This window comes from Gemmatimonadaceae bacterium (assembly GCA_030647905.1).
Lineage (GTDB): Bacteria > Gemmatimonadota > Gemmatimonadetes > Gemmatimonadales > Gemmatimonadaceae > UBA4720.
This window is the reverse complement of record JAUSJA010000012.1, coordinates 51,011-64,188: the sequence shown is the minus strand read 5'-3', so window position 1 is coordinate 64,188 and position 13,178 is coordinate 51,011. Positions and strand designations below refer to the sequence as shown.

General features: G+C 64.2%; 24 protein-coding genes and 1 pseudogene. All 25 read left to right on the top strand.

The features are described from left to right. Positions 1–160: elongation factor Tu (gene tuf / locus Q7S20_02570; GenBank protein MDO8500704.1), on the top strand; the 160-nt coding region annotated here is incomplete at its 5' end. Between the two features lie 22 nt (positions 161–182). Beyond that, positions 183–491 carry a 30S ribosomal protein S10 gene (gene rpsJ / locus Q7S20_02565; protein ID MDO8500703.1) on the top strand — a complete coding sequence of 103 codons (309 nt, stop codon included), beginning with the start codon at positions 183–185 and terminating at the stop codon, positions 489–491. A 4-nt stretch (positions 492–495) separates the two neighbouring features. Next, positions 496–1,176 carry a 50S ribosomal protein L3 gene (gene rplC / locus Q7S20_02560; protein ID MDO8500702.1) on the top strand — a complete coding sequence of 227 codons (681 nt, stop codon included), beginning with the start codon at positions 496–498 and terminating at the stop codon, positions 1,174–1,176. Positions 1,177–1,179: 3 nt separating this feature from the next. Beyond that, positions 1,180–2,034: a 50S ribosomal protein L4 gene (gene rplD / locus Q7S20_02555; GenBank protein ID MDO8500701.1), complete on the top strand. Its 855-nt coding sequence runs from the start codon at positions 1,180–1,182 to the stop codon at positions 2,032–2,034. Between the two features lie 3 nt (positions 2,035–2,037). Next, complete coding sequence (locus Q7S20_02550) at positions 2,038–2,325, top strand: 50S ribosomal protein L23 (protein MDO8500700.1); 288 nt, start codon at positions 2,038–2,040, stop codon at positions 2,323–2,325. Between the two features lie 5 nt (positions 2,326–2,330). Next, the gene (gene rplB / locus Q7S20_02545) at positions 2,331–3,161 is read left to right on the top strand and encodes a 50S ribosomal protein L2 (GenBank protein MDO8500699.1); all 831 of its coding nucleotides are present in this window, start codon (positions 2,331–2,333) and stop codon (positions 3,159–3,161) included. A gap of 21 nt (positions 3,162–3,182) precedes the next feature. After that, the gene (gene rpsS, locus Q7S20_02540; protein ID MDO8500698.1) at positions 3,183–3,500 is read left to right on the top strand and encodes a 30S ribosomal protein S19; all 318 of its coding nucleotides are present in this window, start codon (positions 3,183–3,185) and stop codon (positions 3,498–3,500) included. 99 nt (positions 3,501–3,599) lie between these two features. Further along, positions 3,600–3,977 (top strand): 50S ribosomal protein L22, encoded by a 378-nt coding sequence (rplV, locus tag Q7S20_02535; protein ID MDO8500697.1) that lies wholly within the window; start codon positions 3,600–3,602, stop codon positions 3,975–3,977. Next, a complete protein-coding gene (gene rpsC / locus Q7S20_02530) occupies positions 3,977–4,636 on the top strand; it encodes a 30S ribosomal protein S3 (protein ID MDO8500696.1) in 660 nt (219 codons plus the stop codon). The genes rplV and rpsC overlap by 1 nt, the downstream gene beginning before the upstream one ends. A gap of 34 nt (positions 4,637–4,670) precedes the next feature. Then, the gene (rplP, locus tag Q7S20_02525) at positions 4,671–5,099 is read left to right on the top strand and encodes a 50S ribosomal protein L16 (GenBank protein MDO8500695.1); all 429 of its coding nucleotides are present in this window, start codon (positions 4,671–4,673) and stop codon (positions 5,097–5,099) included. After that, complete coding sequence (gene rpmC, locus Q7S20_02520; GenBank protein MDO8500694.1) at positions 5,089–5,388, top strand: 50S ribosomal protein L29; 300 nt, start codon at positions 5,089–5,091, stop codon at positions 5,386–5,388. Before rplP ends, rpmC begins: the two co-directional genes overlap by 11 nt. Before the next feature lie 33 nt (positions 5,389–5,421). Beyond that, on the top strand, positions 5,422–5,676 hold the full coding sequence (rpsQ, locus tag Q7S20_02515) for a 30S ribosomal protein S17 (GenBank protein ID MDO8500693.1): 255 nt from the start codon (positions 5,422–5,424) through the stop codon (positions 5,674–5,676). Positions 5,677–5,718: 42 nt separating this feature from the next. Then, a complete protein-coding gene (rplN, locus tag Q7S20_02510) occupies positions 5,719–6,087 on the top strand; it encodes a 50S ribosomal protein L14 (GenBank protein ID MDO8500692.1) in 369 nt (122 codons plus the stop codon). Positions 6,088–6,166: 79 nt separating this feature from the next. Then, positions 6,167–6,487 carry a 50S ribosomal protein L24 gene (gene rplX / locus Q7S20_02505; protein MDO8500691.1) on the top strand — a complete coding sequence of 107 codons (321 nt, stop codon included), beginning with the start codon at positions 6,167–6,169 and terminating at the stop codon, positions 6,485–6,487. Between the two features lie 164 nt (positions 6,488–6,651). Continuing rightward, on the top strand, positions 6,652–7,224 hold the full coding sequence (rplE, locus tag Q7S20_02500; protein ID MDO8500690.1) for a 50S ribosomal protein L5: 573 nt from the start codon (positions 6,652–6,654) through the stop codon (positions 7,222–7,224). Between the two features lie 37 nt (positions 7,225–7,261). Then, the gene (locus Q7S20_02495; GenBank protein ID MDO8500689.1) at positions 7,262–7,447 is read left to right on the top strand and encodes a type Z 30S ribosomal protein S14; all 186 of its coding nucleotides are present in this window, start codon (positions 7,262–7,264) and stop codon (positions 7,445–7,447) included. Positions 7,448–7,508: 61 nt separating this feature from the next. Further along, complete coding sequence (gene rpsH, locus Q7S20_02490) at positions 7,509–7,910, top strand: 30S ribosomal protein S8 (GenBank protein MDO8500688.1); 402 nt, start codon at positions 7,509–7,511, stop codon at positions 7,908–7,910. Between the two features lie 13 nt (positions 7,911–7,923). Further along, positions 7,924–8,463 carry a 50S ribosomal protein L6 gene (gene rplF / locus Q7S20_02485; protein MDO8500687.1) on the top strand — a complete coding sequence of 180 codons (540 nt, stop codon included), beginning with the start codon at positions 7,924–7,926 and terminating at the stop codon, positions 8,461–8,463. Next, the gene (rplR, locus tag Q7S20_02480) at positions 8,463–8,819 is read left to right on the top strand and encodes a 50S ribosomal protein L18 (protein MDO8500686.1); all 357 of its coding nucleotides are present in this window, start codon (positions 8,463–8,465) and stop codon (positions 8,817–8,819) included. The genes rplF and rplR overlap by 1 nt, the downstream gene beginning before the upstream one ends. A gap of 351 nt (positions 8,820–9,170) precedes the next feature. Further along, a pseudogene (gene rpsE, locus Q7S20_02475) lies at positions 9,171–9,680 on the top strand (30S ribosomal protein S5). Next, entirely contained in the window at positions 9,673–9,936 is a 264-nt protein-coding gene (gene rpmD / locus Q7S20_02470; GenBank protein MDO8500685.1) for a 50S ribosomal protein L30, read from the top strand. Before rpsE ends, rpmD begins: the two are co-directional and overlap by 8 nt. 59 nt (positions 9,937–9,995) lie before the next feature. Continuing rightward, positions 9,996–10,448, top strand: a complete 453-nt coding sequence (gene rplO, locus Q7S20_02465; protein MDO8500684.1) for a 50S ribosomal protein L15 — start codon at positions 9,996–9,998, stop codon at positions 10,446–10,448. Between the two features lies 1 nt (position 10,449). Beyond that, positions 10,450–11,781: a preprotein translocase subunit SecY gene (gene secY / locus Q7S20_02460; protein MDO8500683.1), complete on the top strand. Its 1,332-nt coding sequence runs from the start codon at positions 10,450–10,452 to the stop codon at positions 11,779–11,781. Positions 11,782–11,793: 12 nt separating this feature from the next. Then, on the top strand, positions 11,794–12,429 hold the full coding sequence (locus Q7S20_02455) for an adenylate kinase (protein MDO8500682.1): 636 nt from the start codon (positions 11,794–11,796) through the stop codon (positions 12,427–12,429). Then, on the top strand, positions 12,426–13,178 hold the full coding sequence (gene map, locus Q7S20_02450; protein ID MDO8500681.1) for a type I methionyl aminopeptidase: 753 nt from the start codon (positions 12,426–12,428) through the stop codon (positions 13,176–13,178). Before Q7S20_02455 ends, map begins: the two co-directional genes overlap by 4 nt.

Sequence of the window (13,178 nt, the reverse complement as noted above, 5' to 3'; positions counted from 1 at the left end):
GGAGCTTCCCGAGGGGATGGAGATGGTGATGCCGGGCGACAACGTACAGATGACGATCGAGCTGATCACGCCGATCGCGATGGACGAGGGTCTCCGGTTCGCCATTCGTGAAGGCGGCCGCACCGTCGGCGCCGGCGTCGTTACCAAGATCATCAAGTAATTACCCGAGGACCGAGGCTTTTATGGCAGGCAGGATTCGCATCCGTCTCAAGGCGTTCGATCACGCTGTGATCGATCAGGCCGCCGCGGACATCGTCCGCACGGCGGAGAAGACGGGTGCCCAGGTATCGGGCCCGATTCCGCTCCCGACGAAGACGAAGCGCTGGACGGTGCTGCGCTCGCCGCACGTGGACAAGAAGTCCCGCGAGCAGTTCGAGCTCAAGACGCACAAGCGCCTCATAGATATCCTCGACAGCCGCCCGGCGACTGTGGATGCGCTCACCAAGCTGGATCTCCCGGCTGGCGTGGACGTCGAGATCAAGGTCGAGTAGAGATATGATCGGAATCATTGGAAAGAAGCTGGGCATGACCCAGATCTTCAACGAACAGGGACAGCAGATCCCCTGCACGGTGGTCGAGGCTCCGCCCAACCCCGTCGTACAGGTGCTCGCGAAAGAGACGGCCGGCGTCGCGTCGGTGCAGCTCGGATACGGCGAGCAAAAGCTGGCCCGTGAGAACAAGAAGGGCGAGAAGACGCCGCGCGGACGTCGCGCGCACAAGGCAGTCGTCGGGCACGCCGCCAAGGCGGGTCTTGCGACCGCGCCCCGCGTCCTCAAGAGCTTCCGCCTCGACGACGGTCCGAAGAGCGTAGAAGTCCCGAGCTACAGCCTCGGAGACAAAGTGACCGTCGAGCTCTTTGCGCCCGGCGATCAGGTCAAGGTGACCGGCACGTCGAAGGGACGCGGCTTCCAGGGCGTCGTGAAGCGTCACGGCTTCCACGGCGGACCGAACACGCACGGAAACACGAAGCATCGCCGACCCGGATCCATTGGACCCGGCACCGATCCGTCGCGCGTGATCAAGGGTAAGAAGATGCCCGGTCACTACGGCGATCATCGTCACACGCAGACCCATCTTCGCATCGAGAAGATCGACGTGGAGCGCAATCTGATCTACATCCGCGGTTCGGTCGCCGGTCCCACCAACGGCATCGTCCTCGTGAAGAAGCAGGACTAACCGATGGCTGAGAATACTTCAATGAATGCGGCCGCATACACCTCGAAGGGCACCGCGCGCGACAGCGTGGCGCTGCCTGCCGATCTGTTCGACGGTACGATCAACATGCCGGTGATGCACCAGGCCGTCAAAGCGTACCTGGCGAATCAGCGGCAGGGCAACGCGTCCACCAAGACGCGCGGCTTCGTCATCGGCGGCAACCAGAAGCCGTGGAAGCAGAAGGGCACCGGCCGCGCCCGCCAGGGCTCGATCCGCGCGCCCAACTGGGTGGGCGGTGGCACCGTTTTCGGTCCGACCCCGCGCAGCTACGCGCAGTACGTTCCGCGCAAAGTCCGGGCGCTCGCCCGGAAGAGCGCGTTCAACGCCCGCGCCCGCGAGAATGCGGTGCTGGTCATCGACGCGTTCGATTATGACGCTCCGAAGACCTCGCAGCTCATGGCGGTTCTCACCGCGCTCGGCGTGGCCGAAAAGAAGGTCCTCATCCTCACCGATGGCGTGAAGCCGAACGTGTACATGAGCGGCCGTAACCTGCCGCGCACGCACGTGCTGCCGTACTCCGACGTCTCGACGTACCACCTCCTGTGGTCCGAAGTCGTGATCGTCGAGTCGGGTGCTTTCGGAAGCGGCCTCGCCGCAGAGAGCGCAGAGGAGACTGAGGCGGCGCCGAAGAAGGCGCCCGCGAAGAAGCCAGCCGCGAACAAGCCAGCCGCGAAGAAGGCAGCCGCGAAGAAGGCCACTCGCAAGGCAGCAACGAAGACGACCGGAAGAGCCTCCGCGGCGAAGAAGACCGTCGCGAAGAAGAAGCCGGCCGCGAAATCCGCTGCGAAGAAGACCGCCGCAAAGAAGAAGGGGAAGTAGGCAATGAGCACACTGCATCGTACCATCGTCCGCCCGATTGTCACCGAGCAGAGCTCGGCGGCGTACCAGGAGCGCGGTGAGTACACGTTCCGCGTCGCGAGCGACGCCACCAAGACGACCATCCGGGTCGCCGTCGAGCAGCTGTTCGGCGTGAAGGTGACGGGCGTCTGGACTTCCAACCAGCGCGGCAAGGCCCGCCGGGTTGGCAAGGATGTTGGTCGCAGGCCGCATTGGAAGAAGGCCGTCGTGAAGCTTCGCGACGGTGACACCATAGACATCTTCGAGGGCTAAAGGTCATGGGTGTTCGTCAGTTCAAGCCGGTGACCAAGAGCTCGCGCTTCCGCAGCGTCTCCGATTTCTCGGAGATCACGCGGACGACGCCTGAGAAGTCGCTGGTCGAGCCGCTCAAGAAGTCGGGCGGACGTGATAACCACGGTCACATTGCGATGCGACGCATCGGCGGTGGCCACAAGCGTCAGTACCGAGTGATCGATTTCAAGCGCAACAAGCACGGCATGCCCGCAGTGGTGGAGCACATCGAGTACGATCCCAACCGCTCGGCGCGTATCGCGCTGGTCGCGTACGAGGACGGAGAGAAGCGCTACATCCTCCATCCGAAGGGGTTGTCGGTAGGCGACAAGATCGTGTCGGGCCCCGGATCTGATACGCGCACGGGCAACGCGCTTCCGCTTCGCGAGGTTCCGCTCGGCACCGACGTGCACAACGTCGAGCTGAAGCCGGGGAAGGGCGGCCAGGTCGCCCGCTCCGCCGGAACGTCGGTCGAAGTGGTGGCAAAGGAAGGTGAGTACGTGACTCTTCGCATGCGCTCCACCGAGATGCGTCTCGTGCATGGCAGCTGCCTTGGCACGATCGGCGTGGTGGGCAACGCAGAGCACGAGCTCCTGTCGCACGGAAAGGCGGGCAAGAGCCGCTGGCTCGGAAAGCGCCCGAAGGTTCGCGGAGAGGTCATGAACCCTGTGGATCACCCGCACGGCGGACGCACACGCGGCGGCCGGAACGTGGTGAGCCCGTGGGGCAAGAAGGAAGGCGTCAAGACGCGCAACAAGAAGAAGCCGTCGCAGCGCCTCATCGTCCGCGGCCGGAAGCGCGGCAAAGCGACAAAGTAGTCCTAACCAGGAATTCCGTAAATGGCGAGAAGCGTAAAGAAGGGTCCGTTCATTCAGGACGCGCTGATGAAGAAGGTCGAAGTGATGAACTCGAACAACGCGAAGAAGGTCATCAAGACCTGGGCGCGGTCGAGCACCATCATTCCCGACTTCGTCGGACACACCTTTGCGGTGCACAACGGGAACAAGTTCATCCCCGTCTACGTGACCGAGAACATGGTCGGCCACAAGCTGGGCGAGTTCTCTCCCACCCGTCTTTTCCGCGGTCACACCGGCGCGAAGGCGGTGGACAAGAAAGCCGGCGGTGTTCCGGCCGGCGGCCAGAGGGGAGGCAGGTAACCCATGGCCGCCCGCAAGAAGGCAGTAACGACCGAGACCGCTGAGAAGGCGGCGGCGCCACGAAAGACCACGGCGAAGGAAGCCGCTGTCCGCCGTCCGGTGCAGCGCGCCGAGCCGCAGCCTGATGCCACCGCGATTCAGCGCGGCGCCAGGCAGTCGCCATACAAGATGCGCCTCGTGATCGATCAGATCCGCGGCAAGAACGTGAACGAGGCCCTCGGTCTTCTCAAGTTCTCCAAGAAGCACGCGGCAAAGCAGATCGAGAAGACGCTCAACAGCGCGGTCGCGAACGCGGAGTACGCGGCGCGGCAGGCCAATGAGTCGCTCGACGTCGATACGCTGTACGTGAAGCACGCCATCGTGAACGAGGGGCCGAAGATCAAGCGATTCATGCCCGCCGCTCAGGGACGCGCCACTCCAATTCAGAAGCGCACGAGCCACGTACACATCGTGGTCGGCGCGAAGGAAGGCAAGTAATGGGACAGAAAGTACATCCGATCGGCTTCCGTCTTGGAATCTCCAAGACGTGGCGCTCGACCTGGTACGCGGACCGTGACTTCCCTGCGCTGCTGCGCGAGGACGAGCTGCTGCGCACCTACCTCAAGCAGCGCCTCGGCCACGCGGCGATCTCCGACATCCGTATCGAGCGGAAGCCGGGCAAGGTCGTCGTCACGATCCACACCGGGCGTCCTGGCGTCGTCATCGGTAAGAAGGGCACCGAAGTCGATCAGCTCCGCGACGAGCTCGCGCAGATCTCGGGCAAGGAAGTCGGGATCAACGTCGAAGAGATCAAGCGTCCCGAGCTCGACGCACAGCTGGTGGCGGACAACATCGCCAACCAGCTGGCGCAGCGCATCTCGTTCCGTCGCGCGATGAAGCGCGCGGTTCAGAGCGCGATGCGGATGGGGGCGGGCGGAATCAAGATCAAGTGCGGCGGGCGCCTGGGCGGCGCCGAGATCGCGCGAACGGAGGGCTACCACGAGGGTCGTGTGCCTCTTCACACCCTGCGTGCGGACATCGACTACGCCACGAGCACGGCGAAGACCACGTTCGGCACGATTGGCGTGAAGGTCTGGCTTTTCAAGGGCGAGATCGTCGAGGACCGCCGCGGCAAGACCTACTCGACCGGCGTCTGATGCGATACCCGTTACCCGTTACCCGTATAGAGCGATGCTGAGTCCGAAGAGAGTGAAGTTCCGGAAGATGTTCAAGGGCCGCATGAAGGGTCTTTCGATCCGCGGCTCGACCGTGGCGTTCGGCGCCTACGGCCTGCAGGCGCTGGAGCCCGGCTGGGTCTCCAACCGGCAGATCGAGGCGGCTCGTGTGGCGCTGACGCGTCACATCAAGCGCGGCGGCAAGGTGTGGATCAGGATTTTCCCGGACAAGCCGATCACGAAGAAGCCCGCCGAGACCCGCATGGGCAAGGGCAAGGGTTCTCCGGAAGGATGGGTGGCCGTGGTGAAGCCCGGTCGAGTGATGTTCGAGCTCGAGGGCGTGACGCCCGAGATCGCGAAGAAGGCGATGGCGCTTGCAGGCGCGAAGCTTGGAGTGAAGACGAGATTCGTGGCCCGTGAGGAGGCGCACACAGATGCTGAGTAGCAAGGACATTCGGGAGATGGGCGAAGCGGACATCAATGCCCGCATCGCCGGGCTGGAGGAGGAGAGATTCCGACTCAGGTTCCGCGCGGGAACCGAGACGCTTGAGGATCCGCTCCGGCTGCGCGTGATACGGAAGGACGTGGCCCGTCTCAAGACGGTGCTGCGCGAGAAGATCATCGGGATCATTGAGGCCGGCACGCCGGCGTCGCTCCCCAGGGCGGGTGGCGCAAAGACGCGCCGCGTGCGCCGGACCAGGACGGGTGCGACCCGCTCGAGCAAGAGGGCATAGGACAGAATGGGTGAGACACAGCAGAGCACTTCCGTGAGCCGTGCGTCGCGCAAGACGCGCGTCGGGCTCGTAGTGAGCGACAAGATGGAAAAGACCGTGGTCGTCTCGATCGAACGCCGTGTGCAGCATCCGGTGTACGGCAAGATGGTGCGGCGAACGAAGCGGCTTAAGGCGCACGACGAGACGAACGATGCGAAGACCGGGGACACGGTGCGGATCATGGAGACTCGCCCGATGTCGAAGGACAAGCGGTGGCGCGTCGTCGAGATCGTCGAGCGGGCCCGATAGCTCTCGTTTAACTGACGCTTAAGAGAACCAGGGAATTTTCCGATGATTCAACAGGAATCGGTGGTCAAGGTCGCGGACAACTCGGGCGCCAAGACGGCGCTCGTGATCCGCGTGCTCGGCGGGACGCGCCGGCGATACGCCGGACTCGGCGACGTCGTGATCGTGGCCGTCAAGAACGCGCTGCCGAACGGAACCGTGAAGAAGTCAGAGGTCGCGCGCGGAGTCGTTGTCCGCACGGCGAAGGAGACGCGCCGCAAGGACGGCTCGTACATCCGCTTCGACGAGAACGCGATCGTCATTATCAACGAAGCGGGTGAGCCCCGCGCGACCCGCATCTTCGGACCGGTGGCGCGCGAGCTTCGCGAGAAGAAGTACATGAAGATCGTCTCGCTCGCCCCGGAGGTGTTGTAGCATGCGAGATCTGAAGCACAGAAAGACGGCGAAGAAGCGGTCGCGGACGCGTCACGGAGTGAATGCCGAGCGCGTCAAGATGCACGTGTCGAAAGGTGACACCGTGCGCGTGATGCGCGGCGACGACAAGGGCAAGGAGGGGAAGGTGATGCGTATCTATCCCAAGACCGGCCGTGTACTCGTCGAGGGAATCAACATCGTGAAGAAGCACCGCAAGGCGCGAACTGCCGACGAGCAGAGCGGGATCATCGAGTCCGCTGCTCCGGTGCATTCGTCCAACCTGATGCTTCTCGACTCGAAGACCGGTGAGCCGACCCGCACCAGGGCGCGGATTGACACCGATGGAACCAAGGAGCGCGTCGGCGCACACTCGGGGGAGCCGATCCCCCGGACCCGCTGACCAGAGACAGATAAATGGCAACTACAGAGAAGAAGCCCGCGAAACCCGCGAAGCCCGCGAAGGGCGGCGGCGCTCCCCAGCAGGGGAAGAGCGCCAAGGCGAAGGGCGGAGACAAGAAGGGAGCCGAGATCAAGCAGGGCCCGCACGCGGGCGCTGGTCTTCCCGTGCCCCCGCCGCGCCTCAAGGCGTACTACCTGAACACCGTCCGCGCGCGTCTCCAGGAGCAGTTCGGGCTGGCCAACAAGCACGAGATCCCGACGGTCGAGAAGATCGTCGTGAACTGCGGCGTCGGCGAGGCGATCAAGAATCCCAAGGTTCTCGACACCGTCGTGGCGGAGCTGGCGATCATCACCGGCCAGCGCCCCGTGCGCCGGAAGGCGAAGAAGTCCATCGCCAACTTCGGTCTTCGCGAGGGCCAGGAAATCGGCGCCGCGGTGACGCTGCGCGGAGCCCGGATGTGGGAGTTCATGGATCGCTTCATCACCGTCGCGATCCCGCGCATCCGCGATTTCCGCGGCGTGAACACGCGGTCGTTCGACGGCCGCGGCAATTACAGCCTCGGCGTCAAGGAGCAGATGATTTTCCCGGAGATCAACTACGACATGGTCGAGCAGATCCACGGGATGGACATCACGTTCGTCACGACGACGAACAAGGACGACATGGCGCTGGCGCTTCTGCGCGAGCTCGGCATGCCGTTCCGCGGCGAAGACAAGCCCATCATCGTGCAGTCGTGATCAGCGACAGCAACCACTTCAGTAGAGAGAATCGCTAATGGCGCGTAAAGCCATGGTAGAGAAGAGCAAGCGGAAGCCGAAGTTCGAAGTGCGGCAGCACAATCGCTGTCAGCGCTGCGGCCGGTCGCGCGCCTTCCTGAGAAAGTTCGGCCTCTGCCGAATCTGCTTCCGCGAGCTGGCACTTTCGGGACTGATCCCGGGCGTGCGCAAGGCTAGCTGGTAACCAATCACGTTCTGCACGTCCGGCCCATGGCCGGATACGGTGGAATGAGGACAAGAACTGCATGAGCATGACCGATCCGATCGCCGACATGTTGACGCGCATCCGCAATGCGTGCGGAGCGAAGCACCGCCGCGTCGATATGCCCGGCTCGAAGATGAAGCTCGAGATCGCGAGAATCCTGAAGGACAACCACTTCATTCAGGACTATCGCACTCTCGAGGAGGAGAGCGGCCGCAAGACGCTTCGCGTCGTACTGAAGTACGCGCAGGGCGGGCAGCCGGTCATCCGTGAGCTGAAGCGTGTTTCCACGCCCGGCCTCCGGAAGTACGTCGGCGTGTCGGAGATTCCGCGCGTCCGCAACGGCCTTGGAATGGCGATCGTGAGCACGTCGCAGGGTCTGATGTCGGACCGTCAGGCGCGCCAGGCGCGCACCGGCGGCGAGATCCTCGCCCTCGTCTGGTAAGGGGAGCTCACTAATGTCACGTATTGGAAAGAATCCGGTCGCGGTTCCGGCCGGCGTCACGGTTACACTCGACGGAAACAGGATCACGGTGAAGGGCCCGAAGGGCGAGCTCTCCCGTGTCATTCCCGCCGACATGAAGATTGCCAGCGAGAACGGCCAGGTGACGGTCACCCGTCCGAGCGACGACCAGAAGCACAAGGCGCTTCACGGTCTCTCGCGGACACTGATCGCGAACATGGTCGAGGGCGTCACGAAGGGCTTCTCCAAGCAGCTCGACATCGTTGGTGTCGGCTACAAGGCGGAGACGCGGCCGTACGGGCTGCAGCTGGCGCTCGGGTTCTCGCATGCTGTCCAGTACAAGGCGCCGCAGGGCATCAAGCTGACCGCGCCCGCTCCGACGCAGATCATCGTCGAGGGCGCGAACAAGGAGATCGTCGGACAGGTGGCCGCAGAGCTCCGCAGCCTCCGTCCACCCGAGCCGTACAAGGGCAAGGGCATCAAATACGCAGGCGAGCAGATCCGGCGTAAGGCCGGAAAGGCGGGAGGCAAGTAATGAGCAAGACGGCATTCACGAAGTCGCGCGATAGCCTGCGCACCCGCCGCCACTTCCGCGTTCGCAAGAAGGTGAACGGAACGAGCGAGCGTCCGCGCCTCGTGATCTACCGCTCGCTGAAGCACATCTACGCGCAGCTGGTGGACGACGTGTCGCAGCGTACGCTGATGACGGTGACGGATTCGGGTCTCGAGGGAAAGAAGACGGAGAAGTCCGCCGAGGTCGGCAAGAGAATCGCCCAGAAGGCGAAGGAAGCTGGCGTCACGAAGGTCGTATTCGACCGTGGCGGTTACAAGTATCACGGCCGCGTGAAGGCGGTGGCCGACGGAGCCCGCGAGGGCGGACTGGAGTTCTAGGAAATGGCAGACAACGAGAATCAGGAAGCATCAGCCTCAGGATCAGCCCCGGGCGCGGGCGCCGAGCAGTCGTCCCAGCCCCAGCCCCAGCCTCAGCCCCCGGCACGTAGCGGCGGCGGACGCAGCGCGCGCTCGGGCGGCGGAGTAGGCGGCCCCGGTGGCCGTGGCGGTCGCGGTGGCGGCGGCCGTGGTGGACCCGGCGGTGGTGGTGGACGTGGTGGTCCGGGCGCCGGTCGTGGCGGTCCTCCGGGCGGCGGTGGTGGTCGTGATGGCGGCCAGGGCCGGTCGCGCGACGGCAAGGGAGGCCGTGACGGCGGACGCGGAGACGGCGGACGCGGCGAGGGTGGCAGCGAGCTCGTCGAGAACGTGATCGCCATCAACCGTGTCGCCAAGGTCGTCAAGGGCGGACGTCGCTTCTCCTTCAACGCGCTTGTCGCCGTCGGCGATGGGCAGGGTAAAGTCGGCTTTTCCACCGGCAAGGCCAACGAGGTCTCGGAAGCGGTGCGCAAGGCCGTGGACGGAGCCCGCCGCAACATGCAGCGTGTGCCGATGACCGGCGGAACGATTCCGCATGAGGTCGTGGGCGAGCACGGTGCAGGCAAGGTTCTCATGAAGCCCGCTGCTCCGGGTGCCGGCGTGATCGCCGGCGGCGCGGTGCGCGCGATCATGGAATGCGCCGGCATCAGCGACATTCTCACGAAGAGCCTCGGCTCGACCAACCCGCACAACATGGTTCTGGCGGCGCTGGACGGACTGAAGCAGCTCACAACCGTCGAAGAGATCGCGCGCGAGCGCGGCGTCGAGGTCAGCTCGCTCGGCTACCGCTCGAGAGCGAAGGTAAGGGAGGCACAACTTGGCTAGAACACACGTATGGTGGAACACGAAGGGCCCGCGCAGCACTCCGAAGTCGGAGCTGACGACCGGCCGTGTTCGCATCAAGCAGGTCAGGAGCGGTATCGGGCACTCGGCGCGCATGCGTCTGACGCTCCAGGCGCTCGGCCTGCGCCATCACCAGGCAGAAGTCATCCAGCAGGATTCACCCGCGCTGCGGGGTCAGCTCAAACGCGTGCGTCATCTGGTCGAAGTGACGCCGGTGAAGGATGAGATGCAGAAATGAAAAAAGAGAGCGCAGAGAAGGCAACGCGCGCAGAAACGGTGGTTAACGCGTCAGAGCGGATCGGCCTGCACAATCTGGTGCCGGCCCCCGGCTCGCACCGTGACCGCAAGCGGCTCGGCCGCGGACCCGGATCGGGCACGGGCAAGACGTCCGGCAAGGGACACAAGGGAATGAAGGCGCGCGCGGGCCATCACGGGCCGGGCGGCGGCAAGCCGCATTTCGAAGGCGGCCAGATGCCCCTCACGCGGCGACTGCCAAAGCGTGGTTTCACCAATATCTTTCGGGTTGAGCATCAGGTCGTTCGTCTGAGCGATCTCGAGCAGCGCATGCCCGCCGGAGCAGAGGTCACGAGAGAGAGTCTCGTGCAGGCCGGCCTGATCAGTGCGCGCAAGGGCCCGGCAAAGGTGCTCGCCAATGGCGATCTGTCCCGCGCCGTCACCGTTCGCGGAATCAGGATGAGCGCTGGCGCACGCGAAAAGATCGAAGCGGCCGGAGGCCGCGTCGAGGAGTAGAATGGCACAAAACAACCCGGCAGCGGCGGTCCAGAGCATCTACCGGACGCCCGAGCTGTGGCAGAAGATCACCTTCACCTTCCTGTGCCTCGTGATCTATCGCACGGGCGCGCACATCACGGTGCCGGGTGTTGACGTAGTAGCGATCCGCGATTTCTTCGCGAGCCAGAGCGGCGGCGGACTCCTTGGCCTCTACGACCTGTTCGTCGGAGGCGGTCTGTCTCGCGCGACGGTGTTCGCGCTCGGCATCATGCCGTACATCTCGGCCAGCATCTTCATGCAGATCGCCGGCGCAGTCGTGCCGACCGTCGAGAAGATGCAGAAGGACGAGGAAGGCCGGAAACAGGTTACCCAGTGGACGCGCTACTTCACCGTGATTCTGGCGGTGGTGCAGGGATGGGGCTTCGCCCTGTTCACGTCGTCGCTGCAGAACGCGGTGATCAATCCGGGCTTCGGATTCAAGGTCCAGATGGTGCTGTTCCTCACGGCCGGCGCGATCTTCGTGATGTGGCTGGGTGAGCAGATCACTGAGCGCGGCCTCGGCAACGGCGCCAGCCTGATCATCTTCTTCTCGATCATCGAGCGGTTCTGGCCGGGAATCTTGGGGACTTTCCGCTTCGTTCAGACGCAGGCGGTGGGACTGTTCTCGCTGTTCGTGCTGGGGCTCGTGATGGTCGGCGTGGTGGCGGCGACGGTAGCGGTGACGATGGCTGCTCGCCGGATCATGATCCAGATCCCGCAGCGCAGCATGGCCCGCGGCCGGATGCGCGAGGCGGCGAAGAACTTCATCCCGCTCCGCGTCAACGCGGCGGGGGTGATGCCGATCATCTTCGCACAGTCGGTGATCATCGTTCCCGGTGCTATCGCGCAGTTCAGCGGCAACCAGCAGGCGCAACGGCTGTCGGAGCTTTTCCAGCCGGGCACGTGGCTCTACTACGTGCTGTCGGCGGTGCTGATTGTGTTCTTCACGTACTTCTACACGTCTATCATCTTCAATCCGCTCGACCTTTCCGAGAACCTGAAGAAGCAGGGTGGCTTCATTCCCGGCGTCAAACCCGGTTCGAAGACGGCCGAGTACATCGATCACGTCGTGACGCGGATCACGCTTCCGGGCGCGATCTTCCTGACTTTCATCGCGCTCCTGCCGGTGTTCATCGCCGACGCGATCAACGTGCCGTTCCAGTTCGGCGGAACGTCGCTGCTGATCGTGGTCGGTGTCGCTCTCGACACGCTGGCGCAGATCCAGCAGCACCTGCTGCTCAGGAAATACGACGGATTCATGAAGAAGGGCCGCGTTCGCTATCGCGGTCGTCAGGCGATGGGCGGCTTCTAAGCCGCCACTCGCATGATCGTCGTGCTGCTTGGCCCGCCTGGCGCGGGCAAGGGAACTCAGGGCGAGATACTCGCCGAACGGCTCGGAATCCCCAGGATCGCCACGGGCGACGTCCTCCGGGCGGCGGTGCGTGACGGTACCGAGCAGGGACTGGCGGCCAAGGCCTACATGGACCGGGGTGACCTCGTCCCCGACTCCGTAATCCTCGGCATCATGAAGGAGGTGCTCGCGTCGCCGTCAGCGGCGAAAGGCGCCATCCTCGACGGCGTGGTGCGCACCGTACCGCAGGCCGAGGGACTCACGATGATGCTCGCCGAGCTGGGCCGGAAGGTGGACAAGTTCCTTCTGTTCGACGTGCCGGACGACGAGCTGGTGAACCGGCTGGGCGGGCGCACCGTCTGCGACAGCTGCCAGACTCCCTATCGCGGACTGGAGCCGGGTACACGGTGCGAGAAGTGCGGTGGAACGCTGGTGCGCCGCAAGGATGACGAGCCGGAGTCCATCCGCAACCGTCTCAAGGTGTACCGGGCTCAGACCGAGCCTGTGATCGACTGGGTGAAGGAGAAGAAGTTGAACCTCGTCGAGATAGATGCGACTGGTGAAGTGAGCGAGATCAGCGATCGCGCGATGAAGGCGCTCGAGGCGTGATTCAACTCAAGTCCCAGCGTGAGATCGAGATCATGGCGCGCGGTGGGAAGATCCTCGCCGACACCGTGAAGCTGATGGAGCGCTCGGTGAAGCCGGGCATGACGACGGCCGACCTCGACAGGATCGCCGAGGAGTTCATCCGGAGCCACGCGGGCGCCGTGCCGTCATTCAAGGGACTCTACGACTTCCCGGCGAGCATCTGCAGCTCGATCAACAACGAGATCGTGCACGGCATACCCTCGAAGAAGCGGGTTCTGCTCGAGGGCGACGTCGTCTCGATAGACGTCGGCGTGCAGTACGAAGGATATCACACCGATTCGGCGACGACTGTCGCGGTCGGCAACGTGAGCGAGGAATCGAAGCGGCTGCTGCGGGTGACGCGGGAATCGCTCGATGCGGGCGTCGCGGCGGCCAGGGCAGGGAATCACCTCGGCGATATTGGAGCGGCGATCCAGTCCGTCGTGGAAGCGGCGGGATTCAGCGTGGTACGCGATCTCGTCGGGCACGGCATCGGCACCGGATTCCACGAGGAGCCGCAGGTGCCGAACTACGGCAAGCCGAAGCGCGGCATCCGGCTCGTTCCGGGTCTGACGATCGCGATCGAGCCGATGGTGAACGTCGGCAAGCCGGGAATCCGCACAATGCCGGACAGGTGGACCGTAGTGACTGTGGACGGCACGCGGTCGGCGCATTTCGAGCACACTGTCGCGATTACGGAGAACGGTCCGAGAATACTGACCGCGGAGTAA